20 protein-coding genes and 1 riboswitch are annotated in these 26,181 nt (G+C 66.9%); of the genes, 7 read left to right on the top strand and 13 right to left on the bottom strand.

From position 1 onward, the window contains the following. Positions 1-133: 133 nt before the first annotated feature. Complete coding sequence (locus AC1DR7_RS16470; protein ID WP_478051038.1) at positions 134-2,659, bottom strand: S9 family peptidase; 2,526 nt, start codon at positions 2,657-2,659, stop codon at positions 134-136. A 126-nt stretch (positions 2,660-2,785) separates the two neighbouring features. Next, positions 2,786-2,872: riboswitch (S-adenosyl-L-homocysteine riboswitch) on the top strand. A gap of 80 nt (positions 2,873-2,952) precedes the next feature. Here AC1DR7_RS16470 and ahcY point away from each other — a divergent pair. Then, entirely contained in the window at positions 2,953-4,398 is a 1,446-nt protein-coding gene (ahcY, locus tag AC1DR7_RS16465) for an adenosylhomocysteinase (RefSeq protein WP_256774926.1), read from the top strand. Positions 4,399-4,471: 73 nt separating this feature from the next. Here the strand turns inward: ahcY and AC1DR7_RS16460 are convergent, their stop codons facing one another. After that, entirely contained in the window at positions 4,472-5,374 is a 903-nt protein-coding gene (locus AC1DR7_RS16460) for a tetratricopeptide repeat protein (RefSeq protein WP_457320548.1), read from the bottom strand. Positions 5,375-5,391: 17 nt separating this feature from the next. Here AC1DR7_RS16460 and ybaK point away from each other — a divergent pair, with 17 nt between their 5' ends. The 3 genes from ybaK to AC1DR7_RS16445 are packed head-to-tail and all read left to right on the top strand — an operon-like array spanning position 5,392 to position 6,747. Further along, positions 5,392-5,865, top strand: a complete 474-nt coding sequence (gene ybaK / locus AC1DR7_RS16455; protein ID WP_457320550.1) for a Cys-tRNA(Pro) deacylase — start codon at positions 5,392-5,394, stop codon at positions 5,863-5,865. Next, positions 5,865-6,380, top strand: a complete 516-nt coding sequence (locus AC1DR7_RS16450; protein ID WP_457320552.1) for a hypothetical protein — start codon at positions 5,865-5,867, stop codon at positions 6,378-6,380. Before ybaK ends, AC1DR7_RS16450 begins: the two co-directional genes overlap by 1 nt. Then, complete coding sequence (locus tag AC1DR7_RS16445) at positions 6,373-6,747, top strand: Imm10 family immunity protein (protein WP_256774922.1); 375 nt, start codon at positions 6,373-6,375, stop codon at positions 6,745-6,747. The genes AC1DR7_RS16450 and AC1DR7_RS16445 overlap by 8 nt, the downstream gene beginning before the upstream one ends. Positions 6,748-6,836: 89 nt before the next feature. Here AC1DR7_RS16445 and AC1DR7_RS16440 read toward each other — a convergent pair whose 3' ends face one another. Then, complete coding sequence (locus AC1DR7_RS16440; RefSeq protein WP_457320555.1) at positions 6,837-7,394, bottom strand: DUF3228 family protein; 558 nt, start codon at positions 7,392-7,394, stop codon at positions 6,837-6,839. Positions 7,395-7,524: 130 nt separating this feature from the next. Between AC1DR7_RS16440 and metF the strand changes: the two genes are divergently transcribed. Both metF and AC1DR7_RS16430 read left to right on the top strand, forming a co-directional pair. Further along, positions 7,525-8,352, top strand: a complete 828-nt coding sequence (gene metF, locus AC1DR7_RS16435) for a methylenetetrahydrofolate reductase [NAD(P)H] (protein WP_457320559.1) — start codon at positions 7,525-7,527, stop codon at positions 8,350-8,352. A 50-nt stretch (positions 8,353-8,402) separates the two neighbouring features. Next, entirely contained in the window at positions 8,403-8,987 is a 585-nt protein-coding gene (locus AC1DR7_RS16430) for a DUF4124 domain-containing protein (RefSeq protein WP_478050978.1), read from the top strand. Positions 8,988-9,060: 73 nt separating this feature from the next. On the opposite strand, the gene AC1DR7_RS16425 is transcribed toward AC1DR7_RS16430, so the two are convergent. The 4 genes from AC1DR7_RS16425 to AC1DR7_RS16410 all read right to left on the bottom strand — a co-directional run bounded on the left by AC1DR7_RS16425 (position 9,061) and on the right by AC1DR7_RS16410 (position 18,274). Beyond that, a complete protein-coding gene (locus AC1DR7_RS16425) occupies positions 9,061-10,014 on the bottom strand; it encodes a Nudix family hydrolase (protein ID WP_457321127.1) in 954 nt (317 codons plus the stop codon). A 177-nt stretch (positions 10,015-10,191) separates the two neighbouring features. Continuing rightward, positions 10,192-13,824, bottom strand: coding sequence for an autotransporter outer membrane beta-barrel domain-containing protein (locus AC1DR7_RS16420; RefSeq protein ID WP_478052834.1), 3,633 nt, complete (start codon positions 13,822-13,824; stop codon positions 10,192-10,194). A 598-nt stretch (positions 13,825-14,422) separates the two neighbouring features. Further along, a complete protein-coding gene (gene secA, locus AC1DR7_RS16415; RefSeq protein WP_478052833.1) occupies positions 14,423-17,155 on the bottom strand; it encodes a preprotein translocase subunit SecA in 2,733 nt (910 codons plus the stop codon). A gap of 168 nt (positions 17,156-17,323) precedes the next feature. Further along, complete coding sequence (locus tag AC1DR7_RS16410; protein WP_038690496.1) at positions 17,324-18,274, bottom strand: M23 family metallopeptidase; 951 nt, start codon at positions 18,272-18,274, stop codon at positions 17,324-17,326. A gap of 12 nt (positions 18,275-18,286) precedes the next feature. Between AC1DR7_RS16410 and AC1DR7_RS16405 the strand changes: the two genes are divergently transcribed. Further along, positions 18,287-18,727: a DciA family protein gene (locus AC1DR7_RS16405; RefSeq protein ID WP_256774916.1), complete on the top strand. Its 441-nt coding sequence runs from the start codon at positions 18,287-18,289 to the stop codon at positions 18,725-18,727. 277 nt (positions 18,728-19,004) lie between these two features. Here the strand turns inward: AC1DR7_RS16405 and lpxC are convergent, their stop codons facing one another. From lpxC to murC, 6 genes are all read right to left on the bottom strand, one after another. Further along, positions 19,005-19,916 (bottom strand): UDP-3-O-acyl-N-acetylglucosamine deacetylase, encoded by a 912-nt coding sequence (lpxC, locus tag AC1DR7_RS16400; RefSeq protein WP_256774915.1) that lies wholly within the window; start codon positions 19,914-19,916, stop codon positions 19,005-19,007. Between the two features lie 211 nt (positions 19,917-20,127). Continuing rightward, complete coding sequence (gene ftsZ, locus AC1DR7_RS16395; protein ID WP_256774914.1) at positions 20,128-21,360, bottom strand: cell division protein FtsZ; 1,233 nt, start codon at positions 21,358-21,360, stop codon at positions 20,128-20,130. Positions 21,361-21,643: 283 nt separating this feature from the next. After that, on the bottom strand, positions 21,644-22,879 hold the full coding sequence (gene ftsA / locus AC1DR7_RS16390) for a cell division protein FtsA (RefSeq protein WP_017355446.1): 1,236 nt from the start codon (positions 22,877-22,879) through the stop codon (positions 21,644-21,646). Then, positions 22,876-23,607: a cell division protein FtsQ/DivIB gene (locus AC1DR7_RS16385; RefSeq protein ID WP_256774913.1), complete on the bottom strand. Its 732-nt coding sequence runs from the start codon at positions 23,605-23,607 to the stop codon at positions 22,876-22,878. Before AC1DR7_RS16385 ends, ftsA begins: the two co-directional genes overlap by 4 nt. Further along, positions 23,604-24,596 (bottom strand): D-alanine--D-alanine ligase, encoded by a 993-nt coding sequence (locus AC1DR7_RS16380; protein ID WP_457318345.1) that lies wholly within the window; start codon positions 24,594-24,596, stop codon positions 23,604-23,606. The genes AC1DR7_RS16385 and AC1DR7_RS16380 overlap by 4 nt, the downstream gene beginning before the upstream one ends. Next, a complete protein-coding gene (gene murC / locus AC1DR7_RS16375) occupies positions 24,593-26,029 on the bottom strand; it encodes a UDP-N-acetylmuramate--L-alanine ligase (RefSeq protein ID WP_457318346.1) in 1,437 nt (478 codons plus the stop codon). Before murC ends, AC1DR7_RS16380 begins: the two co-directional genes overlap by 4 nt. Positions 26,030-26,181: the final 152 nt, after the last annotated feature.

The following is a 26,181-nucleotide window of genomic DNA, read 5'->3' as shown; positions in this document are numbered from 1 at the left end:
GCTCCACGCAGTGTTGGACATCACGTGGAGCCGGCCAGCGGCCGGCACTACCGATCGCGGGAAGCGGGCCGGTGGGCGGAAGGTGCCGATCATTTCTGGTACCGGCCAACGGCCGGTACCTATCGGTTTTCTTTCAGCGCTGCTTCTTGATCGGCTTGCCCGGACCGACGGTCTGTTCCAGCCAGCGCTCGCTCTCGGCCAGCATGGTCATGATCGATTCGCGTGCGCGGTAGGCGTGCGATTCGTTGGGCAGCATCACCAGCCGCGCGGTCCCGCCCAGGCCCTTGACCGCGGCGAACATGCGCTCGCTCTGGATCGGGAAGGTGCCGGAGTTGTTGTCGTCCACGCCGTGGATGAAGAGGATCGGGTCCTTGATCTTGTCGGCGTAGTTGAACGGCGCCATCTTCTGGTAGACGTCCTGCGCCTGCCAGTAATTGCGTTCCTCGGCCTGGAAACCGAACGGAGTGAGCGTGCGGTTGTAGGCGCCGCTGCGGGCAATGCCCGCCTTGAACAGGCGGGTATGCGCGAGCAGGTTGGCGGTCATGAACGCACCGTAGGAATGGCCGCCGATGGCGATGTGCTCGCGGTCGGTCACGCCCCGCCGCACCACTTCATCCACCGCCGCCTCGGCGTTGGCGATCAGCTGCGGCAGGTAGGTGTCGTTGGGCTCCTTGTCGCCTTCGCCGATGATCGGCATCGACGGGCTGACCAGCACCGCATAGCCCTTGGCCAGGAACGCCTGCGGGCCCCAGTAACTGATCGCGTTGAAGCGGTACGGCGAATCGGTGACCTGGCTGGCCGCGGCAGCGGTCTTGAACTCGCCCGGGTAGGCCCACATCAGCAGCGGCAGCGGGCCGTCCTTCTTCGCGTTGTAGCCCGGCGGCAGCATCAGCGTGGCGGTCAGGTCGACGCCGTCGTTGCGCTTGTAGCGGATCTGCTCCTTGCTCACCCCACGCAGCTGCGGCAGCGGGTGTTCGAAGCGGGTCAGCGCCCTCGGCGCGGTGTTGGCATCGGCCAGCGACTGCACGTAGAAGTTGGACGGCTCGTCGGGCGACTCGCGGGTCAGCAGCAGGGAGGTGCCTTCCTGGTCGAGCAGCGCCTGCGGCACCGCGTAGCCCGGGGCCTGCGAGTGGAACAGGCGCGTGGTCTGCTTGCTGGTGAGGTCGAGGCGATCCACGAACGGACGGTCGCCTTCGGGCGAGGCACCCTGCCCATACAGGAAGATGCTGCGGCCATCGGCGGTGATCTGCAGGCGCGAGCGACCGTTGACGTCGCGCACCATGCCCGGCTTGCCTGGATCGCTGTAGCGGTCCTGCGAGGAGCGCGAGGACAGCAGCTCCGGCGCAACGTCGGGCTGGTCCGGGGCGATCCGCCACTGCTTCACTTCGCGGTTCTTCCACCACGATTCGTTGAGCAGGGCCAGGTCGCCACGCCCCCACTGGATGCCGGCGTAGCGGCTGCCCAGCTGGGCCAGGGTCACCGGCGGTGTCTCGAACGGTGCCGACTGCATCATCACCGCATCGCGCACCCTGGCCTCGCGGTTGGGGTCACCGCCGTCCTGCGCTTCGGCCCAGACCAGCGTCGCCGGGGCGTCGGCGCGCCAGCCGATGTCGCGCACGCCGGTGGGCACCGCGTCGTTGCCGGTCGGCAGGCCTTCCACCAGCGGCAGCGTGCTGACCGTGTGCTCAAGCTTGCCATCGGCGGCGGACAGCACTTCGATACGGCGCGGGAAGTCGTCGGCCGGCACCAGGTAGGAATACGGACGCAGCACGCGCTCGGCCAGCATATGGCGGCCATCGGGCGAGACGCTCACGTCCAGGTAGACGCCGGCGGTGGACAGCGGCGTGGCCACCCCGTTGAGGGCGATCCGCGCCGGCTGCGCGCTGGCGTAGTAATCGAACAGGCGCGCATCGGCTTCGTTCTTGAGCAGGTCCTGGTAGGTGCGGATCGAGCGGACCCCGGCATCGGCCTCGGTCTGCTGGATCGCCGGACCGGCCGGGATGCCCCCGGCCGCTGGCGCCGGGCCCTGGCCTTTGAGCTGCTGCATCACCAGCAGCCCGCGGCTGTTGGGCAGCCAGCTGTAGCCATCGCCGAGGACGGTGTTCAGATCGGCCACCAGCCTGCGCGCGGCGCCGGCGGCGACATCGACGATCCACAGTTCGTTGGCTCCGCTGGCCGCATGCACCTGGTTGAAGGCCAGGTACTGCTGGTCCGGCGACCACGCCAGCGTGGCGATCGACAACGGCTGCGGCAGGCCGGTGATCTGGCGCTCCTTGCCGTCGGCCACGTTCATCAACCACAGCTTGTTGCCGAAGCTGAAACGGCTGAAGGCGTGGGTGGCCGGGTTGATGCGCAGCCCGGCCAGCTTCAGCTCCGGCTGGGCCACCTCGGCGATGGACGGCAGCGAGGGGGTCTGCAGCATCGCGGCGATATCGCGGCGCGGCGACAGGCTCAGGGTCGGTGCACGCGGGGCATCGACCACCGCCTGCAGCGCGGCCGAGGGCAGTTCGTAGCCCTGCTCGCCCTTGGCCGCGACCACCTGCGAGGCGGAGGTCTTGCCAGCCGGTGCCGCCAGTGCCAGCGGCGCAACCGCCAACAGCGCCATGCCCACGAGCAGGCTGCTCCAGCGCGCGCGGCGCCGACGATCATTGCGTGTCATCTTCGATCCCTATGCTGATGCAAACCCCGGACCTTAACAGCCGGGCGCAGATCGCCCCCCTGCCGTTGGTTGGGGGCGGCTGCCGATTCATGCCAATGCAGCGGGCCGCGATATACTGGGCGGCCCTCCACCGAGGGGCGCTGCGACCGTTCCGGACCCTGTCCGGCCGGCCAGGCTCGGTGGCCAGGATTGTTCCAACGGCGCCCGGCGATTGCGAGTTGTGCTGTCATGCGGGTGTCTGGTTGCCGACATCTCGCTTGACGAGCATGACTCGTCACTACCGGAGCTTACGAATGAATGCTGTTGCCAAGACCTTCTCCACCGAAGGTGATTACAAGATTGCCGATATCAAGCTCGCCGACTGGGGCCGCAAGGAACTGGACATCGCCGAGCACGAGATGCCGGGTCTGATGTCGATCCGCCGCAAGCACGCCGCCACCCTGCCGCTGAAGGGCGTGCGCGTGACCGGTTCGCTGCACATGACCATCCAGACCGCCGTGCTGATCGAGACCCTGAAGGACATCGGCGCCGACGTGCGTTGGGCGTCCTGCAACATCTTCTCGACCCAGGACCACGCCGCCGCGGCAATCGCCGCCTCGGGCACCCCCGTGTTCGCCTGGAAGGGCGAGTCGCTGGAGGAGTACTGGGACTGCACCCTGGACGCACTGACCTTCACCCTGCCCGACGGCACCCTGACCGGCCCGGAACTGGTGGTCGATGACGGCGGCGACGTCACCCTGCTGATCCACAAGGGCTACGAGCTGGAAAACGGCAGCGACTGGGTCAACGAAAAAGCCGCCTCGCACGAAGAACAGGTCATCAAGGACCTGCTCAAGCGCGTGGCCAAGGAGCGTCCGGGTTACTGGGCGCGCGTGGTCAAGGACTGGAAGGGCGTCTCCGAAGAGACCACCACCGGCGTGCACCGCCTGTACCAGCTCGCCCAGGCCGGCACCCTGCTGATCCCGGCGATCAACGTCAACGACTCGGTCACCAAGAGCAAGTTCGACAACCTGTACGGCTGCCGCGAGTCGCTGGCCGACGGCCTCAAGCGCGCGATGGACGTGATGCTGGCCGGCAAGGTCGCCGTGGTCTGCGGCTACGGTGACGTGGGCAAGGGCTGCGCCGCCTCGCTGCGTGCCTATGGCGCCCGCGTGGTGGTCACCGAGATCGACCCGATCTGCGCCCTGCAGGCGGCGATGGAAGGCTTCGAGGTCAACACCATCGAATCCACCCTGGGCCGTGCGGACCTGTACGTCACCACCACCGGCAACAAGGACATCATCCGCATCGAGCACCTGAGCGCGATGAAGGACCAGGCCATCGTCTGCAACATCGGCCACTTCGACAATGAAATCCAGGTCGATGCGCTGGTCGGTTTCCCGGGCGTGCAGCACGTCAACATCAAGCCGCAGGTGGACAAGTACGTGTTCCCGAACGGCAACGCGATCTTCCTGCTCGCCGAAGGCCGCCTGGTCAACCTGGGCTGCGCCACCGGCCACCCGAGCTTTGTGATGTCCAACTCGTTCGCCAACCAGACGCTCGCGCAGATCGACCTGTGGGCGAACAAGGACAGCTACGAGAACAAGGTGTACCTGCTGCCGAAGAAGCTGGACGAGGAAGTGGCGCGTCTGCACCTGGAAAAGATCGGCGTGAAGCTGACCACCCTGAGCCAGGAACAGGCCGACTACATCGGCGTGCCGGTGGAAGGTCCGTTCAAGCCGGAGCATTACCGCTACTGATCGGCCTGCCGATCCGGTTGCGTTGAAAAACAGACGGGCGCCGAAAGGCGCCCGTTTTCGTGGTGGCATTCCCTCAGTCCTGGCCGAAACACCTGCGGTCGTCGTTGAGGACGGCCTGACACTGCCCGGCGAAGTCCGCCTGCCAGCGCGACAGCGTGAATCCTTCCCGTTCCTGGAAAGACACCGTTTCGCCAGCAAGCACGTAGCAGCGGTTCTGCGACAGTCGCAGCGCCGTCAGGGCATTACCGGCGGCCCAGCATTCGTCGATGCAGGCCTGCATCAGCGCGTAATCCGGATTGGTCTTGGCGCCGCCGAAGGCGAAGCCCATCCGCTGCACCAGGGCGATCACCGGGTCGATGCTCGCCGGGGCAGCACGCAGAATGCGCAGCACCCCGGGCTCGGGAATGCCAAATGCCCAGTTGGCAAGCACGGCCGAACGTGCCGCATCGATCGCCGCATCGCGCTGCCCTTGCCGCATGTACTGGCTTGCCAGCAGCGCCCAGCCCTGCTGAAGCTCCGGGAACGCGGCGCATGCTGCGCGCAGCAGTTCAATGGCCTGCTCGACCTGCCCCGCCAGCACCTGCGCGCGCGCCTGCTCGAACTGCTCGGTTGGCGAACCGGGATCTTCGACCTCATGCTCGCCATACTCGCCCTCGTTCAATTCCAGCCAGTGCGAGAACACCTGCACCGAGGAATGGCGCAGTTCCATACGCCATTCGTCATGGAACATCTCGCAGACGAAAGGCGCATCTCCCTCACGCCCCAACGGCCAATACAGCCCGAAACAATCGCCGTTGCCAAGCGCGCCTTCCGCGATCGACACAAACCCCTGCGGGGGATACGGTCCGCGCGCCACATCACTGTCGAAGCTGAGCGCGTTGCATTGACCAGAGAGGCGCATGGGATCTTTCCAGACGGGAACGCCGCCATTATCGCCGCGATCGCAGTAGCCCCGGTCAAGGCAGCCGGCCCGCACCGCGTTACGATGCCCCCATGACCCCGGCCATCAACCTGCTCAAGAAGCACGGCATCACCCACAGCGTGCTGTCCTACCCACATGATCCCGATGCCGACTCCTACGGCGGCGAAGCGGTGCAGCAGCTCGGGCTGGACCCGGCGCAGGTGTTCAAGACCCTGCTGGCCAGCACCGAAAAGCACGAACTGCTGGTGGCGATCGTGCCGGTCAGCGGCACGCTGGACCTGAAGGCGCTGGCCGAAGCGGCCGGCTGCAGGAAGTGCGAGATGGCCGACGTGGAGCAGGCACAGCGCGCCACCGGCTACCTGGTCGGCGGGATCAGCCCGCTGGGGCAGAAGAAAAAGCACCGCACGTTCCTCGATGCCAGCGCGCAGGCGCTGCCCACGCTGCATGTGAGCGCCGGCCGGCGTGGGCTGGAGGTCGCAGTGGCACCGGCCGACCTGCTGCAGCTCACCGATGGCAGCTATGCCGCCATCGGTAGGACCCGCTGATGCGCTGGCCCTTCTCCCGGGCGCCAGCGGCCCCTACCGAAGGACCCGGCGCCCAGCACCTGCAGGCGCTGTTGTCGTCGGACCCCGACCGCATCTACAGCGCTGCCTGCGCCATCGCCCAGCTCCGCGATCCGGCCGAACTGGACGCGCTTGCGCCGTGGGTCGAACGCATCGGGCGCGCTACCGCACACATCGGGCTGGGCGGTGCAGTGTTCGCCAACAACCATCACCTGCAGTTCGCGCTGCGGCGGCTGCGCTTCTGGCGGGATCGGGCAGGTTGCCTGTGCGCGCTGTATCCGCACTACCCGTTCTTCGATCCGCGCCGCGAGGCCACCCGCGGGCACGTGGTCATCGATGCGGTAGGTGAAGCCGAGGGTGGATGGGGTGAAGCGCGTTCGGTCACCTGCGTGGACTGCTCGGCGCACTGGCTTGCCACCGACCGCGAGTACCACTACCCGTGGTGGGAGTGGACCTTGGCCGTTCCAACCGTTGAAGAAACCCCAGCGCATGCCTGAGTTCATCGCCACCGTCATCCACGTCGGCGCGGACGACGGCGTGCTGCTGGCCGGCCTGGCCGACCACGAACACGACACCCGCCGCTACCTGCTGCTGCAGAAGGCCGAGCATCCCGATGCGCAGGACATCGCCCTGGGCCTGGACGGCGTGCATGTCTGCCTGCACGCGCAGGCACGCTCGGCCTACGGCGGCATCCAGTCTGCGCAGCTCCCGGCCGGCGCACTGGTGCTGCACCTGGATGCCATCACCACCGATGCGCTGGGCCTGGCGGCTTCGCCGCTGCGCATCGCCCTGGCGGCGCCGCCGGAGGACGTTGCCGCATTCGCCGCGATGCTGCAGCGCATGGGCATCCCGGTCGACGCCTGATAGACCCGGAGTGGCACGCCATGCGTGGCGGCGTCTCGCACCGGCACCGCGTGCAGCCACCATGGGGTGGCTCTACCCGGGCAGGGCGGTTACGGCCGCCAGTTGGCGTTGCGCTCCCAGAACGCCACCGCACGCTGGTAGGCCTCGCGGTCCAATGGCACCCCGGAACCGCCCTCGTCCACCCCCAGCGCGTTGCGCATCATGGTGATCGGCGCCATCGGCACTTCTTCCGGCTCGGCGGTGTAGATGCAGCCGACGATGCCCCAGTCTGCATCGATCGGCGAGCCTTCCAGCGCGAGTTGTCCGGCGCTGTACAGGATCACCACCAGGTAGTTCGCGCGCGGCGACTCCACGCCCTCGAACCAGCGCACCAGCACCGGCAGCTCGTTGCGGTTGCGCGCCTCGTAGCCGGTGTGGAGCTGGTGGCGGTTGGCGTCGGTGATCGGCACGGTCAGGCAGCGCGTGGAGGTCCAGTTGTCGTAGACGAACAGCTTGCAGAACGGCGCATAGCCATCAAGCACCTTCAGCGGCGCGTGCGTGTTGAGATGCGCCTGGAACTGCTCGGCGGTGCAATCCTGGAGGGTGTTGCCGCGTGGGGTACGCGGGAACAAGCGGGGACGGGCGAATTCGGTAAGGATGATGGACATGGGGAACGCGGCAGCCAGAACAGGCGCAAAGGGTAACCGGTCGACCCGGCGGCCAATCCCCGATAGCCTATTTTTTACATTCATCGCGATGAAGCGATATGATATCCCCACACCCGTCGCCGCCGCCGCCATGACCGCCATCAGCTTCGAGTTCTACCCGCCCAAGACCGACGAGCAGCGCGCCCAGCTCGACCGTACCGCGAGCAAGCTCAAGGCCTTCTCGCCCGAGTACGTGTCGTGTACGTTCGGGGCCGGCGGCTCGACCTTGAGCTACACCTCCGAAACCGTCCGCCATCTCAAGCAGCACCACGGTTTCGAGGCCGCGCCGCACCTGTCCTGCGTGGGCGGCAGCCGCGAAGAGATCCGCGAACTGCTCAAGCTGTACCGCGCGATCGGTTGCCGACGCATCGTCGCCCTGCGCGGTGACCTGCCGTCGGGCATGGGCCACCCCGGCGACCTGCGTTACGCCTCGGACCTGATCAGCTTCATCCGCGCCGAGCACGGCGACGCGTTCCGGATCGAAGTGGGCGCCTACCCCGAAACCCATCCGCAGGCCAACGACGCGCTGCTGGACCTGAAGCACTTCAAGACCAAGATCGACGCCGGCGCGGACGCGGCGATCACCCAGTATTTCTTCAACGCCGATGCGTACTTCCACTTCGTCGACGCGGTGCGCAAGCTCGGGGTAACGGTGCCGATCGTGCCGGGAATCATGCCGATCTCCAACTTCAGCCAGCTTCGCCGGTTCTCCGAGCAGTGCGGTGCGGAGATCCCGCGCTGGATCGGCCGGAAGATGCAGGCCTTCGGCGACGATGCCGAATCGGTGCGCGCGTTCGGTGCCGAGGTGGTCGCCGGACTGTGCGAGCGGCTGGTCGCCGGTGGCGCGCCGGGGCTGCATTTCTACACGCTCAACCTGGCCAAGCCAACCACCCAGGTGCTCAAGCTGCTGCGCCCTTGAAGCACGCTCAAATCGCTTGCAGATAACGCTGGCACCGCTACGCTGCTGCAATGAAAGCACTCCTCCTGCCCCTGTTGTGCGCCCTGTGCCTGCCAAACCCGGCGTCGGCACAGGCGCAGCGCGTCAACCGTTGCACCAACGCCCAGGGCCAGACCGTGTTCACCGACCGCAGCTGCGATGCGCTGGGCGCTACCGCACGCATGCCCGCGCATGCACCGACGGTGGGCAACACCGGCATCTATCGCGCCGGCTGCGCGCGCCGGCTCAGCGAACTGACCGGGCAGATCCGCGATGCGGTCAGCCTGCAGGACGTCAATCGGCTGTCCTCGATCTACCTGTGGAACGACGTGTCCAACGCCACCGCCCGCCACATCATCGGACGGCTGGAATCGGTGGTGCAACGGCCGCTGGTGGATATCGCCCCGGTGTATCCGGCCAGCGATGAGAGTGCCGTGGCGGCGCCTGCCGCTGCGTCGGTGCCGGGTGGCGATGGGCAGCCGCTGGCGGAGGTCACGCCGCGCCGGCCGCGCCCGGTAGGGCTGCGGCTGGAGCAGACCCTGGGCAGCACGGCAACGCCGGCGCGCACGGTGTTCGGGCTGCGGCGGCAGTACGGGTGTTTCTGGATCACGTTGTAGCGGCGGTTGGCTGGGGTTGCCGGCCAGCGGCCGGCACTACCGGGTTGCGGGTTACAGGCGGCCGGCGGTCCGATCAGGCGGGCCACAGCGCCCGGATTGCAGCGATGCCCTGGGCGCCATGCCGGCGCGCCTCGCCGATGTCATCCGGATGCAGCCCACCCAGCGCGTACAGCGGCAGCGACACCTGTTCGCGCAGTCCTTCGAATGCCTCCCAGCCCAGCGCGCTCGCGCCGGGATGGCTGGGGGTGGCCTGGACCGGGCCGAGCACGGCGAAATCGCAGCCCAGCCGCTGCGCGGCCTGCAACTGCGCCAGATCGTGGCAGGACGCCGCCACCAGCTGTTCGGCTGGCAGCGGGCGCGCGTCCAGCTGCAGCAGCTGTTCGCCGCCCAGATGCACGCCAACGCCGAGCCGGCGGGCCAGTGCGATGTCACGGTTGAGCAGCCACTGCACGCGGCCGCGATGGGCCCCAATGGCCTGTTCGGCCAAGGCCACCCGTGCCGGGCTGGCGGGGGTGCGCAGCTGGATGCGGTTGGCACCGGCGGCCACCGCCTGCGCCAGGCACTGCTGCCAGGCCTGGTGGGCCTGGGCGTGGTCGGCCTCGGGTTCGGGGGTGATCAGGTAGCGGTCGGGGTGGCGCAGGGCGGCCACCACCGGCAGATCGGCCGGCGGCATCGAGTAGCGCGCCAGCTTGTCCGGGGCCACCCAGGTGATGGCCTGGCCTTCGCGGCCGCGCGGTGAGCCCTTCCAGCTGCTGATCCGGCGTACTTCCAGCCGCAGCCGCTTGTCCGGGTAGAGCTGCGGTACCTCCATGATCCACTCGCCGATCTCCGCCTCGATGCCCAGCTCTTCGCGCAGCTCGCGCACCAGCGCCTGCTCGGAGGTCTCGCCCGGCTCACGCTTGCCGCCGGGAAACTCCCAGAGGCCGGCCATGTCGCTGTTCTCGGTACGGCGGTTGAGCAGGATGCGGCCGCGGGCGTCGGTGATGACGCCGGCCACGACGTGGATCGATCGTTTGGGGGATGGCATGGGGTGAGCATGCCCAATGGCACCGGGGTGGTGCAATGCCGGCGTGCGCAACGCGGGGTCCAGCGCAGCGGGCGGGCGATCCGCCACAGCACGCCGGACGGGTCTTGCGGGGTTGCCAGACGAACGAAGGGCCCCTTGCGGGGCCCTTCGCGATCATGCATCAGGGCGCGGCGTCGGTCAGAACGACACGTTCCAGTTCAGCTGCGCGCCCAGCTCACGCTGGCCATCGCCCGCACGGCCCTGCGCGAACAGGGACAGACGGCTGTTGTCGGTGACATGCACCGATACACCCAGTTCGGCGATGCCCACATTGCGCGCCAGTGGCAGGCCGCTGACGGTGAAGCGGTCGCTGCCGGCGACGAAGCGGTGGCGCGAGTCGGCACGCAGTTCGCCACTGGCGTTCTGCCAGGCCAGCCCGGCCTCCAGGCGGGCAGCGTCGGTCTGGCCGCCGCTGATGTCCCACGAGGCGCGGATACCGGCCGTGGTGGTCCACACCTCGTCCTTGCTGGCATCGATCGCCAGCGCCGCACTGCCGCCGGTTTCCACGCCGGCTTCGGTCGACAGGCGGGTGTAGGCGATGGCGACGTACGGGGTCAGGGTGAGCGCGTCCAGTTCCATGTCCCAGCCGCCCTCGGCGAACACCGACACAGCGTGCGCGTTGTAGCTGCTGTTGAGCGCCTGTGCCCAGCTGGTGCCGGTACCCACCATGCGCCGGGTATCCAGGTCGTAGTCGGCATAGCTGGCACCACCGTTGATCCACAGTTCCTCACCGCGGAAGCCGGCGTACAGGCCGCCGTGCACGGCATCGACCTCGGTGTTGGCATGGCGGTCATCGATCTGCTGACGCAGCGACTCCGACCCTGCCGCCAAGCCGACCGTCCACGCGCCGCCGACGGTCCAGTCGACGCCGGCCATCAGGCCCTCGCGGTGCTGGCGGGTGCGCGCGGCGGAGCCGTCCGAATCCTGGCGGGTAGCGGTACCGGCACCTGCCACCCACGCCGACGGGCCCGACGCGGCCATGCTCGGATCCGGGCGCAGACGCTGGGCGATGCCTTCGCGCAGGAAACGGTCTTCCAGCAGCAGGGCGCGGCTGCTGGCGTGGAGTTCACCGGACAGGTCGTCGAACGCGTCGCGCGCGCCGGCTTCATCCAGCATCAGCAGGCCGTTGTACAGCGCCAGCGCCTGGCCGGACTGCTGCAGCGAATCCAGCGCCGCTGCGGTGGCGCGCTGGTTGCCGGTGGCCGCCACCGCGCCGAACACGATCGGCGGATTGCCGCCATTGCCAGGCGTGCCCGGATTGCCGGGATCCACCGGGGTCACCGGATCGACAGGATCGACGGGGTCCACCGGCGTACCCCCCGCATCCTTGACCGCGATGGTCAGCTGCACCTGGTTGTCGGTGTAGGCCAGGGTCGGGGCCAGGAAGGCCGACTTGGACACCACCTCGTCGAACGCGCCCTGCACGCCTTCCGCCGCATCGAGGATCGTGTAGGTCTGGCCGTTCTGGTAGCTCACCGCCGGGTCCAGGCCGGTGATGCGCACGCTGGCGTCAGCGGTGTTGAGCAGGTTCGAGCCACGGCCCAGGTAGGCCTTGCCGGTGACGGTGAGGCGATCGCTCTGACCGTTGCCGAGCACGTCCACGTCGAAGAACGAAGGACCGCTGATCGCACCGCCGGGGGCGCCGTTGGCACTCAGGTACAGATCGCCGTCGATGGTCATCGCGCCGATGCCGTTGTGGCCCGGCGACAGCGTGCCGCCGTTGTATACGTAGGTTTCGCCAACGGTGGCGTTGCCCGCAAGGGTGCCCTGCCCGCTCACCGTCACCGCCGAGCTGCGCACGGTCTCGGTGCTGCTGCCGTAGTCGATCTGCTGCTGGAAGCCGGCGCTGCCGTTGAGCACCAGGGTGCCGCCGGAGACGTCGATCTGCTGCATGAAGGCCTGGCTGCTACCGACGTATCCCTGGCCGGTGTACGTGTCCGAATCGATCTGCAGCGCACCGCCCGTCACCTTGATGTCGCCGCCGAAACCGGTCAGATCGCCATTCAACGTGGTGCTGCCGGCGATCTGGGTCACTGCCCCGCCGGTGTAATTGTTGCCGCTGACCACGCTGGCAAGGGTGTTGGACAGGGTGATGTCGTCGGTGTGGTTGAACACCAGGCCGCCCGAGGCGACCTGCATGGCGATGGTGCCCTGCAGTTCGCCGGCCGCTTCGGCTGCGCGCCACAGCGGACCATCGTTGGCCACCGACCAGGTCTGCATACCGCCACCCACGGCCACATAGCCCGAGCTGCCAAGGGTCAGCGTGGTCCCTGCCGCGACGCGACCGCCGTTGCTGACGCTGAGGACGCCGTAGGGCTCACCGACCAGATGCGCGCCAACGGTGATGCCGTTGGCGGCCTCGATCGCCGCGCCGGCACCGCTCACCCGGACCTGCTGGTCGTAGCGCTGGGGAGCGTTGAGCATGGTGTTGGTGCCACCGGAGACCAGCAGCGTATCGGTGGCGACCAGCGCGCCGTCGAGCACGTCCACGTTGGTCCGTGCATCCAGTTCACCCAGATTGCTCCAGCGGCTGCCCGCGCCGGTCAGTGTTGCCACGCCGGTATCGCTGTAGGAATCCTTGATCCGTGCGCTGTTGGAACGGATCTCGCCGCCATCGCTCACCAGCAGGTGGGTACTGGTCATGACCCGGTCGCCACTCAGCAGCGAGCCCGCGCCGGACACTTCAATGCGGCCGACGCGGGCCGCGTTGCTCGGCAGGCCCACGTTGTCTTCGGCGGTGACATTGCCGGTGACCGCGACCACGCCGCCGTTTTCGATACGCAGCGCACCGTCGCCACTCCCGGACACGCGCATCAGGGACGCGTTCACCGTCGACCCGGTGCCAGTGACCTGCATCGAACCGCTGCCGCCCTGTGCGTAACCGATATCCAGGTCCTGCGTGGCCAACTGGCCGCCGTTGACGACCCTGACCGTGCCGTCGCCACCGCTCGCCGTGCCGGTCCGCAGGCCACGGCCGGCGTCGACCGCGCCACCGTCGATGTTGAGCGTGCCGTTGCCGGCCTGTCCCACCAGCAGATAGTTGTCGGTAACCGCCAGTTGGCCGCCCGCGACAACGTTCACCAGACCAATGCTGCCCGCCTCGGACCCGATGGCCAGGCCGAACTCGCCGGCCGCAGGCGTGGCGACCTTGGTGGTCTCCACCCGGCCACCGTTGCCGATGGTCAGCACGGCACTGCCCTCACGGCCGACCAGCATCTGGCGGGCGCTCAGCAGCGAACCGGCACCCTCCACCAGGCCAACGCCGAAGGCGTCGACGCCGTAACCGAAGGAGACGGTGCCGCCGGCAACGCTGGCGGTAGCGCCGTTGAGGAGTTCCAACGTGCCGTTGCCCGCGTCACCGACGCGCACCGAGGCACTATTGACCGTCAGCGAAACGCCCGCGCCTTGTGCACGCAGCGTGCCATCGCCGCCGACGTTGGTACCCAGCGACACCAGGTCATTGGAAATGATCGAGCCACCCGGGCCGAGGTCGACCACCACCGGACCGTTCGGGCCGATACGCAGGCCGTCGGCGTAGACGCGCGAATCCGTAACGGTTTCGTCGCTGTCGAAATCGAACACGGCCGCGAACGCGGACTGTGCCGGCACGGCGGCAAGACCCAGCGCAACCAGCATGGCCGCGCTCAATGCGGAGCGTCGACGCGTACCGCCAACAACGGGTGCGGGGCAGGTATGCGAAGCGGTCAGTTCGGATGCAACCTGCATCAAGCCGGTGGTGTGGTTGAACACCAGGCGATAAATCCTGTTCATGAAACTCCATGTAAGTGGACTCAGGGGCGCGGCGATTCCACATCGTGTGGAACGCAATGTCGCGGCAATTTCCAACGTGCTCTGGCTTAAAAAACACGGGGACGCAGAAAGTAAATGCATTCATTGAAACTGCCCATCGGACGCGTCTTAGTGCGATGTGGGGATGCCCTGAATCGCGGGTCAGAGTTCTCTGATAATTCGTCTTAAGCGCTACACATCACACGTCGCAGTGCGATGCAGCGCGCTTTGGAACAAGAACAAAAAAGTTCTTCTGCCAAATGGAAGCAGCGTCTTGTTGCTCAGAGGTACACGACGATACGCATGTGACTCGGTGGTTCCGGCGCGATGAGGATCTGTGGCGCCTCCGATCAGGATTGTCGCGCGCGTGAGGGCCCCATGCCCTTGGAGGCGAAATAAAGGAGGAGGCCGCCCGCGGCCGGGGGCGTCGCCGGAAAGGGCATGGGGCCCAGCGCCCGACTCACCGACGGCCACGTCTGGAAAAGTTCGAAGCACGCCACGTGCTTTCCATGCGCAATGAGAAAAAACCCAAAAAAAAGCCCCGCATCCGCGGGGCTTTTTCAGCGTGCGTCAGATCAGGTCAGGTCAACTGACCGTGGCAGTGCTTGTACTTCTTGCCGCTGCCGCACGGGCACGGATCGTTACGACCGACCTTGGGCTCGTCCAGCCGCACCTGCGCCACACCGTTCTGCGACGCTTCCACCTGCGCGGCCTCTTCGTCGGCGCTGTAGCTGCCAGCGTCCTGATGCTGGAACTGCGACTGCAGCAGACGGGCTTCCACCTGCTGGCGCTCGGCAGCTTCCAGCGCGGCCACTTCCTCTTCGCTGCGGATGCGCACGCGCGCCAGCAGGGTCACCACTTCGCGCTTGACGTTCTCCAGCATTTCCGAGAACAGCTCGAACGCTTCCTTCTTGTATTCCTGCTTGGGCTGCTTCTGCGCATAACCGCGCAGGTAGATGCCCTGGCGCAGGTAATCCATGCGTGCCAGATGCTCCTTCCAGCTCTGGTCGAGCACGGTCAGCATCACGTGCTTCTCCAGTGCGCGCATGGTCTCATCGCCCACGCCGGCTTCCTTCTCGGCGAAGTGTTCGTCGACGCGCGCCTGGACCTTCTCGGCGATCGCTTCGGCGTCCAGTTCCTCGTGCAGCTTGACCAGCCCCACCAGGTCCATCTGTACGCCCAGATCCGACTCCAGCGTGGCTTCCAGACCCTTCAGGTCCCACTGCTCGTCGATCGAGTTCGGCGGCACGAAGCGCGCCACGATGTCGTAGATCACATCGCCACGGATACCGTCGACGTTTTCCTTCACCGACTCCGCATCGAGCAGTTCATCGCGCTGGGCATAGATCACCTTGCGCTGGTCGTTGTTGACGTCGTCGAAGTCCAGCAGGTTCTTGCGGATGTCGAAGTTGTGCGCTTCCACCTTGCGCTGCGCCTTCTCGATCTGGCGGCTGACCAGGCGGTCCTCGATGACGTCGTCTTCCTTCATGCCCATCATGCGCATCGCCTTCTGGACCCAGTCCGAGGCGAAGATGCGCATCAGGTTGTCTTCCAGCGACAGGTAGAAGCGGGACGAACCCGGATCGCCCTGACGGCCGGAACGGCCACGCAGCTGGTTGTCGATACGACGCGATTCGTGGCGCTCGGTGCCCACGATGTGCAGGCCGCCGGCGGCCTTGACCACTTCATGGCGGGCCTGCCACTCGGCCTTGACCTGGGCGCGCTGCGCGTCGCTGGCGTCTTCGCCCAGCTCGTGCAGCTGCGCTTCCAGCGAACCGCCCAGCACGATGTCGGTACCGCGACCGGCCATGTTGGTGGCGATGGTCACAGCACCGGGCATGCCGGCGTTGGCGATGATGGTTGCTTCGCGATCATGCTGCTTGGCGTTGAGCACCTCGTGGTGCACACCGGCCTTGCGCAGGTGCTCGGACAGCATTTCCGAGGTTTCGATCGAGGTGGTGCCCACCAGCACCGGCTGGCCGCGCTCGTTGCAGGCCTGGATGTCGGCCAGCACCGCGTTGAACTTGCCGTTGCGGTTGAGGAACACCTGGTCCGAACCGTCCTTGCGGATGGTCGGGCGGTTGGTCGGGATGACCACCACTTCCAGGTTGTAGATGCTCTGGAATTCGTAGGCTTCGGTATCGGCCGTACCGGTCATGCCGGACAGCTTCTTGTACATGCGGAACAGGTTCTGGAAGGTGATGCTGGCCAGCGTCTGGTTCTCGCGCTGGACCGGCACGCCTTCCTTCGCTTCCACCGCCTGGTGCAGGCCATCGGACCAGCGACGGCCGGCCAGGGTACGGCCGGTGAACTCATCGACGATCACCACTTCGCCATCGCGCACGATGTAATCGACGTCGCGCTGGTAGATGGCATGCGCGCGCAGGGCGGCATTGAGGTGGTGCACCACGGTCAGGTTCTGCGCGGCGTACAGGCCTTCGGTCTCGGCGTTGAGGATGCCCGCCTCGACCAGCAGCGCTTCGGCGTGCTCCATGCCCGCTTCGGACAGGTGGACCTGCTTGCCCTTTTCATCGACCCAGAAATCGCCCTCGCCTTCCTCGGCTTCCTGTTTGATCAGGTGCGGGACGACGCGGTTGACGCGGATATACAGCTCCGGGGAATCATCGGCCGGGCCGGAGATGATCAGCGGGGTGCGCGCTTCGTCGATCAGGATCGAGTCGACCTCATCGACGATGGCGTAGTGCAGGCCGCGCTGGTAGCGGTCGGCGCGCGACAGCGCCATGTTGTCGCGCAGGTAGTCGAAGCCGAATTCGTTGTTGGTGCCGTAGGTGATGTCGCTGGCATAGGCCTCGCGCTTGTCGCCGTGCGGCATGCCCGGGTACACCACGCCCACGCTCAGGCCAAGCCAGTTGTACAGCTTGCCCATCTGCGCCGAGTCACGGCGTGCCAGGTAGTCGTTGACGGTGACGACGTGGACGCCCTTGCCTTCCAGCGCGTTGAGGTACACCGGCAGCGTGGCGACCAGGGTCTTGCCTTCACCGGTGCGCATTTCGGCGATCTTGCCCAGGTGCAGGACCATGCCGCCGATCAGCTGGACGTCATAGTGGCGCATGCCGAGCACGCGGCGGCTGGCTTCACGGCAGACCGCGAACGCTTCCGGGAGCACCTTGTCCAGGGCTTCACCGTCAGCGATGCGCTGCTTGAACTCCGGGGTCTTGGCCTTGAGCTGCTCGTCGGAGAGCGTTTCGATTTCCGGCTCCAACGCATTGACCTTGGCGACGATGCGGTTGAGCTGGCGCAGCTGTCGTTCATTACGACTGCCGAAGACGCGGGTAAGCAGGCTGTTGATCATTGAAGGAACCGGTTGGAATGAGACGCCCCAACGGCGACGCTCCCCCGGGGGAATCGTCCGCCGCAAACGAAACAGGGCGCACTGCGCCCTGTCTATGGCAACACCCATTGTAGCTTGGGTCGGGGGCCTGGCGTTTCAAGCACCCCCTTCCGAAGCGAAAATCCGCGATCAGCCGCGCGAAACGCGCCCGACCGGGGTATTGCCGCCGTCACCGAGGAACTTGCGCGGGTTGACCACCTGGCCCCGCTCCCACACCTCGAAGTGCACGTGGGCACCGGTGGAACGGCCCGTGGAACCGGCCTTGGCCACTTCCTGACCGGCCCGGACCAGGTCGCCCGGCTTCACCACCAGGCGCGAGTTGTGCGCGTAGCGGGTCACATAGCCGTTGCCGTGGTCCACGTCGACCACGTTGCCGTAGCCGCCCTTCACGCCGGCGAAGCTGACCACGCCGTCGGCCACCGACATCACCGGGTCACCGACCTTGGCGTGGAAATCCATGCCCTTGTGGGTGGCCGCACCGCGACCGAACGGATCGCTGCGGGTGCCGAAGTTGGAGGTGATGTAGGTGTTGCGGATCGGCATGCGGCCGGGCACCGCGTTCTGCTCGAGCTGGTGGTCGAACATCAGCGATTCCATCACCGACAGCTGGCGGCCTGAAGCAGCGAAGCGCTGCTCCAGCACCTGTAAGTCGGCGTTGACCGCGCTGACCGGGATGTCCTGGGTGGGGCCGGGCTCGCCTTCACCGAGGCCGGGGGTCTCGTTGAAGTCGAATTCGCCGTCCTCCAGCTTGCCCATCTGGGTGAGCCGTTCGCCCAGGGCGTTGAGACGGGTGGCCTGCGCCTGCAGTTCACCCATCCGCGCTGCCAGCGCGTTGACCTGGGTCTGGGCGTCTTTCTGGGCCTGCGCCAGCTCGCGTTCCTGCTGGGCGACCTTGGCGTGGAGCCGGGAATCGTTGAACATGCTGCCACCGATACCGGCACCGAAGCCGATCAGGCAGCCTACCCCCAGCACACTGCCCAGCAGGGCCCGGGGTGAATCCTCGAAGTAGAAACGCAAACGCGCCAGCGGCGTCTTGGCCTTTCCTTCACGCGTTTTGATTACGATCTTTTTGAATGCCATCAGTGAGTTTTCATGTCTGAGCCGAAATCCAGTGCCCGTTCCCCATCAACGCCGAAGCCGGCGCTGGATGCGGTGATGGCGGATAAAGCCGGTAACCCGCTGCGCCGCGCCTTGTGGCTCGACGCGCTGGACCGTCAGTTACGCCCCCATTTACCGCCTGCACTGGCCACCCGTTGCCGGCTGGCGAATGTAAACGGCGAGCACCTCGTTTTTCTCGTCGACTCCCCCGTGTGGCACGCCAGGTTGCGGCTTGCCGAAGCACAGTTGATCGACGCGGCCCGGTCCATCGGGCTGAAGGTCACCAAGGTGACCGTCAAAACTGCGCCTGCCCCTCCTCCCCGCTCCCCAGCGGTTGACAACCGGAATGGCCCCCACGCAGTTTCAGCCGCCACGCACAAAGGGCTACGCGACGCGTTGGCTTGCCTGAAGGACATGGACCTCTCCAAATCCTGAAGGCATCGGGGCATCCGGCCCCTTCCCCGACGCGTCACGAACATGTGAACTTGTCAGGGAACCGGCCTGCATCGTAGCCGCGGAACGTCGCCCAGTCGTTAGTCTTTTATTAAATTTGCGTTAAATTCAGCAAGAACCTCGATCAGGTTCACAAATCCGTGACCCACGTCGGCCAATGGTTCATCGACGTCAAGAAACCAGCGGGTTCGACCCGGAAACGCGAAACGGCGCCTTGGGCGCCGTTTGTTTTTCAATAGATTCAATGGATTGCGGAAGATCAGGCGTAGGCCGGGACACTGTAAACGACCGGGGCCGTGGCCGCCGCCGCGTCATAGCTGACCCACTCCCAGGCGCTGGCATCGGCCATCAGGGCCCGCACCAGCTTGTTGTTGAGCGCATGGCCGGATTTGAAGCCTTCGTAGGCACCCAGCACTTGGCCACCGGCCAGGTACAGGTCGCCGATCGCGTCGAGGATCTTGTGGCGCACGAACTCGTCGGCGTAGCGCAGGCCGTCGTCGTTGAGCACACGGAATTCGTCGAGCACGATGGCGTTGTCCATCGACCCGCCCAGACCCAGGTTGCGCTCGCGCATGTACTCCAGGTCGCGCATGAAGCCGAAGGTGCGAGCGCGGGAGATTTCCTTGGTGTAGGCGGCCGTGGAGAACTCGATCTCGGCGCGGGACTGCTTGGCCGGGATCATCGGATGATCGAACTGGATGGTGAAACCGAGCTTGTAGCCCTCGTAGGGCTCGAAGCGGGCGACCTTGTCGCCTTCGGTCACTTCCACGGTCTTGAGAATGCGGATGAAGCGCTTGGGTGCGTCCTGCTCGGCGATGCCTGCCGACTGCAGCAGGAACACGAACGGACCGGAAGAGCCGTCCATGATCGGAAGCTCGGCCGAGGACAATTCCACGATGATGTTGTCCACGCCCAGGCCGGCCAGGGCCGACATCAGGTGTTCGACGGTCTGGATCTTGGCGTCGTGGTAGGTCAGCCCGGTGCACAGGGTGACTTCGGTGACCAGGTCCGCGCGCGCGGGCACTTCCACCACCGGTTCCAGATCGACCCGCCGGAACACGATGCCATGGTTGACCGGTGCCGGGCGCAGGGTCATGTAGACCTTGTCACCGCTGTGCAGGCCAACGCCGGTGGCGCGGATCGTGTTCTTGAGGGTTCGTTGCGGAATCATGGGGAGCAGGACCGGGAAAGCGCGCGGTCAGCGCGACGGTGACAAACAAGAATAACACGCACTACCGCTCCCCCTTTCTGAACCGAAAGACGGGCAGCGCCGCACACACGTGCCGAGGCACGAAGGCGGCAGACTGCCGGGCCGATCCTGGCCCGGCAGCAAGGGACATGGAGGCGTCAACCGGGGAGGACAAGACCCCGGCATGCACGCGTCAGTCCGCCTGGCGGCGCAGGAACGCCGGGATGTCCAGGTAATCGTTGGGCAGTTCAGCAGCCGCGGGGCCCGAGGACGACGGCGCCGACGGAGCCACGGTGTCCGCGCTGGGACGACGCAGGCCCATCCCCATGCCCATGCCGCCGACGGCCTTGGACACGGCATCGCCGCCGGTGTCGAACTCGCCGAACTCCGGCTGGCCGGTGGTGGCGTTGCGGACCAGCTTGATCGGCGCGCGCTCGCCCGGACGCTGGGTCTTGGCAGCCACGGCACGGTTCAGGCCGGTGGCGACCACGGTCACGCGGACTTCGTCCTGCATATCCGGATCCAGCACGGTACCGACCACCACGGTGGCGTCTTCGGAAGCGAAGCCATCGATGGTGCGGCCGATCTCGTCGAACTCGGCCATGGTGAAGTCGGCGCCGGCGGTGATGTTGACCAGGATGCCGTTGGCACCGGCCAGGTTCACATCGTCCAGCAGCGGGTTCTGGATGGCGGCTTCGGCGGCGGCCTGGGCGCGGTCATCGCCACGGGCGGTGCCGGTGCCCATCATCGCCAGGCCCATTTCGGACATGACGGTGCGCACGTCGGCGAAGTCGACGTTGATCAGGCCCGGACGCACGATCAGGTCGGCGATGCCCTGCACGGCGCCCTGGAGGACGTCGTTGGCGGCACGGAAGGCCTGGATCATGGTGGCGTTGCGGCCCAGCACGGTGATCAGCTTTTCGTTGGGGATGGTGATCAGCGAATCGCAATGCTGGCTCAGTTCCTCGATGCCCTTCAGCGCGACCTGCATGCGGCGACGGCCTTCGAACGGGAACGGCTTGGTGACCACGGCGACGGTCAGGATGCCCATCTCCTTGGCCAGCTGTGCAACCACCGGCGCGGCGCCGGTGCCGGTGCCGCCGCCCATGCCGGCGGTGATGAACACCATGTCCGCACCCTGCAGGGCATCCATGATGCGCTCGCGGTCTTCCAGCGCGGCCTGGCGGCCCACTTCCGGATTCGCGCCGGCGCCCAGGCCCTTGGTGACGTTGGTACCCAGCTGCAGCTGCAGCTTGGCACCGCAATTCTTGATGGCCTGCGAGTCGGTGTTGGCGGTGATGAATTCCACGCCGTCCACACTGGTGCTGACCATGTGCGCCACGGCGTTGCCGCCGCCGCCGCCCACGCCGATCACCTTGATCACCGCATTGGGTGCCATCTTTTCAATCAGTTCGAAATGCGCCATGTCCGTGTCCTCTTGATGCCGTTTACGCGGGACGGGGGCGTTGGAGATTCCTTCTCCTGTCCTCCCCCACCGTCGTGCCGGCGAGTTGTAGTTGGTTTGCCCTGGCCGGTTCGCACCGGTTGCGGCCGTGTTGCCTGCTTCAATGAACGGCCGGGGGGCCGCGGTGTTGCCTGTGTTCCAGTTACTTCGCACTGCGTGGTGTTGCCGGTGTTGCGTGGACTGCGTGGAATTTTCGGGAAATGCTTATCGCGTGTTGCATGTGTACTGCGTGTCAGTACCGCGCTCAGAATTCGCCGCGGAACCAGGTCTTGAGTTTCTTGAACATGCTGCCGGCGCGCCCGGTGGGCAGCGACGGACGGCGCGGGTGTTCGATCTGGCTGCCCATCAGCAGCAGGCCTACGCCGGTGGCGTGGACCGGATTGCCGACCACTTCGCCCAGCCCGGTAACGTGCTGCGGGATGCCAACGCGTACCGGCATCTGCAGCATTTCCTCGGCCAGTTCGACCACGCCTTCCATCTTCGAGGCACCCCCGGTGAGCACCATGCCGGCACGCACCAGTTCCTCGAAACCGGAACGGCGCAGTTCGGCCTGCACCATCTCGAAAATTTCCTCGTAACGGCCCTGCACCGCCTGGGCCAGTGCGTGGCGCGGCATCCGGCGCGGCGGACGATCGCCGACGCTGGGCACCTGGATGCTCTCCTCGGCGGTGGCCAGCTGCGCCAGGGCGCACGCGTAGCGCACCTTGATCTGTTCGGCTTCCGGGGTCGGGGTGCGCAGCATGTGCGCGATGTCGTTGGTGACGTGGTCACCGGCGATCGGCAGCGACGCGGTGTGGCAGATCGCGCCCTGCACGAACACGGCCAGGTCGGTGGTGCCGGCGCCCATGTCGACCAGCACCACGCCCAGCTCGCGCTCGTCGGCGGTCAGCACGGCCACGCTGGAGGCCAGCGAAGACAGGACCAGGTCGTCGACCTGCAGGCCGCAGCGCTGAACGCACTTGGAGATGTTGGCCGCGGCCGACTGCGCGCACACCACCAGGTGCGCGTGCACCTCCAGGCGTACGCCGGTCATGCCGACCGGGTTGCGGATGCCTTCCTGCGAATCGTCCAGCACGTACTCGCGCGGGATCGCGTGCAGGATCTTCTGGTCGGCCGGGATCGCCACGGCCTTGGCCGCATCGAGCACGCGGTCCAGGTCGCCCCAGGTCACTTCACCGTCGCGTATCGGCACGATGCCCGGCGAGTTCTTGCACTGCACGTGGTTGCCGGAGATCGAGGCATACACCGAGCGGATTTCGCAGCCGGCCATCAGCTCGGCCTCTTCGACCGCGCGCTGGATGGACTGCACCGTCGATTCGATATCCACCACCACGCCGCGCTTGAGCCCGCGCGATTCGTGCGAGCCGATGCCGATGACCTCGATCGGATTGCCCGGCGAATACTCGCCGACCAGCGCCACCACCTTGGAGGTGCCGATATCCAGTCCGACGATCAGTGATTTGTCACCCTTGCGATTCATGTCCTGTCCTGCGCCGGTTTCGGCGCGGTTGCGGCCGGGGTACCCCAGCTCAGCGTGAAGCCATTGGTATATCGGAGGTCGGCGCGTTCGATCGGCGCCTGCGGGTTGGCCAGCTGCGGCAGCACGCGCACGAACCGCTGCAGGCGAGAGCGTGCGTCATCGCGGCCGACCACCACTTCGGTGCCGTTGCTGAGCAGCAGCGACCAGCTGCCGCGGGCATCCATGGTGACCCGCTTGACGTCCACCCCGGCCGGCGCAAACAGCGCACGTGCATCGTTGTAGAGCGCCACCACTTCTTCGGTCTGCGAGTCCGGGCCGTCCAGGTCGGGCAGCTGCAGGTCCTGCAGTTTCTTGGGGGTGGCAAACAGCTTGCCCTGCTCGGACAGCAGGCGGTCCTGGCCCCAGCGCGCGAACGGCTTGTGCTCGACCAGGCTGATTTCCAGCACGTCCGGCCACTGCTTGCGCACCTGCGCGCTTTCCACCCACGGCAGCTTTTCGATGGCGTCCTGCGCATCCTGCAGCTTGACCGCGAAGAACCCGGCCTTGGCATACGGCAGTACCACCTGCTGCAGCTGTTCGGCCGGCACCCGCTTGAACTCGGCGTGCACGCGCAGCTTGGCCAGCGGCCAGCGTTCGGCACCGACCCAGCCGTTGAGCACCGCCACCACGGGCAGCGCTACGACCGACAGGGCCAGCAACCAGACGAAGATGCGCAGCACCGCGTTCATGCGTGGGCACGCTCCCTGTCCAGCTCCTGCAGGTGGGTCGGCAGGGTCTGTTCCAGCACGCGCCAGACCAGCTCCTCGAAGCCGATGCCAGCCTGCGCGGCAGCCTTGGGTACCAGCGAGTGGCTGGTCATGCCCGGCGCGGTGTTCACTTCCAGCAGGTGGAAGCGGCCGCTGTCGCGGTCGCGCATCACGTCCACCCGACCCCAGCCGTGGCAACCGGCGGCCTGGAAGGCGGCCAGCGCGACGCGGCGGATGTCGGCTTCGTCATCGCCGTCCAGGCCGGGGCACAGGTACTGGGTGTCCTCGGCGATGTACTTGGCGTTGTAGTCGTACCACTGGCCCTTGGGCACGATACGGATCGACGGCAGGGCCTGGTCGCCCAGGATCGCCACGGTGAGTTCGTCGCCCACCACCATCTGTTCCATCAGCAGCTGGCCGTCGTAGCGCGCGGCCAGGGCCACGGCGTCGGCGAGGCCGGCGGCGTCGGTGACCCGGCTGATGCCCACGCTGGAGCCTTCATTGGCGGGCTTGACCACCACCGGCAGGCCGAGTTCGGCAGCGGCGGCGTGCACGTCCACGCCCTCCACCAGCTTGACGTAGCGCGGCGTGGGCAGGCCCAGCGACAACCACACCTGCTTGGTGCGGATCTTGTCCATGCTCAGCGCAGAGCCAAGCACCTTGGAGCCGGTGTACGGCACGCCGAAGGCGTCCATCAGCCCCTGCACGATGCCGTCCTCACCGCCGCCGTTGTGGCCGTGCAGGATGTTGAATACGCGGTCGAAACGCTTTTCCACCAGTGCCAGCGCCAGCGCCGGGATGCCATCCACGGCCACCGCGTCGACGCCGCGCGCGCGCAGCGCGGCGATCACGTTGCGCCCCGAGTCAAGCGACACCTCGCGTTCGCTGGAGGTACCGCCAAGCAGCACCGCGACGCGGCCGAACACGGCCGGGTCGGTGACACGCAGCGACGGGAAGAAGATCGGGTTCATGCCGCCGGGGTCTCCGTGAATCCTTCGGTTGCGATCAGCTGCGCCACGTGGCCGATGTCGCCGGCGCCCATCAGCAGCAGCAGGTCGCCGTCCTGCAGCACGTCGGGCAGCACGTGCGACAGCTCGGCGGTATGGCCCACCACGACCGGCTCGCTGCGGCCGCGCGCACGGATGGCGCGCGCCAACGAGCGCGAGTCGGCGCCCGGGATCGGCGCTTCGCCGGCCGGGTAGACCTCGCTCAGCACCAGCGCGTCCACTTCGGACAGCACCGCGGCAAAGGCATCGAACTGGTCGCGGGTACGGCTGTAGCGGTGCGGCTGGAACGCCACCACCAGGCGCTGGTCCGGCCAGCCGCCACGGGCGGCCGCGAACACCGCCGCCAGCTCGCGCGGGTGGTGACCGTAGTCGTCGATCAAACGCACACGGGCGCCGGTGTGGGTGGTGACGATGCCCAGGTCATTGAAGCGGCGACCGATGCCGGCAAAGCTTTCCAGCGCACGGGCAATGGCGTCCGGGGCGACGCCCAGCTGCCAGCCCACGGCGGCGGCGGCCAGCGCGTTGAGCACGTTGTGCGCGCCCGGCAGCGCCAGCGTGACCGGGTAGCTGCTGCCTTCGGGCAGGCGCAGGGTGAAGCGCATGCGCGGTCCATCCTGGACCACGTTCTCGGCGCGCACGTCGGCGTTGCTGCTCATGCCATAGCTCATGACATGGCGCGGGGTCTGTGCGGCCAGCGCGGCCACTTCCGGATCGTCGATGCACAGCACGGCCAGGCCGTAGAACGGCAGGCGCTGCAGGAACTCGGCAAAGGCGGCCTGGACGCGGGCGAAATCGTTGCCGTAGTTTTCCAGGTGATCCGAATCGATGTTGGTGATCACCGACACCAGCGGGTTCAGGCGCAGGAAGCTGCCATCGCTTTCATCGGCTTCGGCCACCAGCCACTGGCCACTGCCCAGCTTGGCGTTGGCACCGGCGGCCAGCAGCTGGCCACCGATCACGAAGGTCGGGTCCAGCCCGCCTTCGCTCAGCACCGCGGCCGTGAGGCTGGTGGTGGTGGTCTTGCCGTGGGTACCGGCCACCGCGATGCCGCGGCGGAAGCGCATCAGTTCGGCCAGCATGGCCGCACGCGGCATGATCGGAATGCGCTGGCTGCGCGCTTCCATCAGCTCGGGGTTGTCATCGCGGATCGCGCTGGACACCACCACGCAGTCGGTGCCGAGCACGTTGGCCGCCGAATGGCCGCGCATCACGCGCGCACCGAGGCTGGCCAGGCGACGGGTCGCGGCGTTGTCGGCGTTGTCCGAACCGGACACTTCATAGCCCAGGGTCAGCATCACTTCGGCGATGCCGCTCATGCCGGTGCCGCCGATGCCGACGAAGTGCACGCGCGGGAAGGCGCGCACCAGGTCGTTGGTGTCGTGCAGGCGACGGATCATGCGCGGCCTCGCGTCAGGCGTGCGCGGTGGCGCATAGCGGTCTTCATTTGGATTCCTCGAGGATGATGTCGGCGATGCGCTCTGCGGCATCGACCTTGGCCAGGGCACGCGCGGCATTGGCCATCTGCATGCGTCGGTCGGAATTTTCGGAC

This window comes from Stenotrophomonas sp. P5_A9 (genome assembly GCF_056400525.1).
The sequence above is the reverse complement of the archived record's forward strand: the minus strand, read 5'-3'. Positions and strand labels throughout refer to the sequence as shown.

Excerpts from the sequence above, each read along its gene's own strand:
- AC1DR7_RS16470 (WP_478051038.1), bottom strand. The coding sequence starts at position 2,659 with ATGACACGCAATGATCGTCGGCGCCGCGCGCGCTGGAGCAGCCTGCTC.
- ahcY (WP_256774926.1), top strand. The coding sequence starts at position 2,953 with ATGAATGCTGTTGCCAAGACCTTCTCCACCGAAGGTGATTACAAGATT.
- ybaK (WP_457320550.1), top strand. The coding sequence starts at position 5,392 with ATGACCCCGGCCATCAACCTGCTCAAGAAGCACGGCATCACCCACAGC.
- AC1DR7_RS16450 (WP_457320552.1), top strand. The coding sequence starts at position 5,865 with ATGCGCTGGCCCTTCTCCCGGGCGCCAGCGGCCCCTACCGAAGGACCC.
- AC1DR7_RS16445 (WP_256774922.1), top strand. The coding sequence starts at position 6,373 with ATGCCTGAGTTCATCGCCACCGTCATCCACGTCGGCGCGGACGACGGC.
- AC1DR7_RS16440 (WP_457320555.1), bottom strand. The coding sequence starts at position 7,394 with ATGTCCATCATCCTTACCGAATTCGCCCGTCCCCGCTTGTTCCCGCGT.
- metF (WP_457320559.1), top strand. The coding sequence starts at position 7,525 with ATGACCGCCATCAGCTTCGAGTTCTACCCGCCCAAGACCGACGAGCAG.
- AC1DR7_RS16430 (WP_478050978.1), top strand. The coding sequence starts at position 8,403 with ATGAAAGCACTCCTCCTGCCCCTGTTGTGCGCCCTGTGCCTGCCAAAC.
- AC1DR7_RS16425 (WP_457321127.1), bottom strand. The coding sequence starts at position 10,014 with ATGCCATCCCCCAAACGATCGATCCACGTCGTGGCCGGCGTCATCACC.
- AC1DR7_RS16420 (WP_478052834.1), bottom strand. The coding sequence starts at position 13,824 with ATGAACAGGATTTATCGCCTGGTGTTCAACCACACCACCGGCTTGATG.
- secA (WP_478052833.1), bottom strand. The coding sequence starts at position 17,155 with ATGATCAACAGCCTGCTTACCCGCGTCTTCGGCAGTCGTAATGAACGA.
- AC1DR7_RS16410 (WP_038690496.1), bottom strand. The coding sequence starts at position 18,274 with ATGGCATTCAAAAAGATCGTAATCAAAACGCGTGAAGGAAAGGCCAAG.
- AC1DR7_RS16405 (WP_256774916.1), top strand. The coding sequence starts at position 18,287 with ATGTCTGAGCCGAAATCCAGTGCCCGTTCCCCATCAACGCCGAAGCCG.
- lpxC (WP_256774915.1), bottom strand. The coding sequence starts at position 19,916 with ATGATTCCGCAACGAACCCTCAAGAACACGATCCGCGCCACCGGCGTT.
- ftsZ (WP_256774914.1), bottom strand. The coding sequence starts at position 21,360 with ATGGCGCATTTCGAACTGATTGAAAAGATGGCACCCAATGCGGTGATC.
- ftsA (WP_017355446.1), bottom strand. The coding sequence starts at position 22,879 with ATGAATCGCAAGGGTGACAAATCACTGATCGTCGGACTGGATATCGGC.
- AC1DR7_RS16385 (WP_256774913.1), bottom strand. The coding sequence starts at position 23,607 with ATGAACGCGGTGCTGCGCATCTTCGTCTGGTTGCTGGCCCTGTCGGTC.
- AC1DR7_RS16380 (WP_457318345.1), bottom strand. The coding sequence starts at position 24,596 with ATGAACCCGATCTTCTTCCCGTCGCTGCGTGTCACCGACCCGGCCGTG.
- murC (WP_457318346.1), bottom strand. The coding sequence starts at position 26,029 with ATGATCCGTCGCCTGCACGACACCAACGACCTGGTGCGCGCCTTCCCG.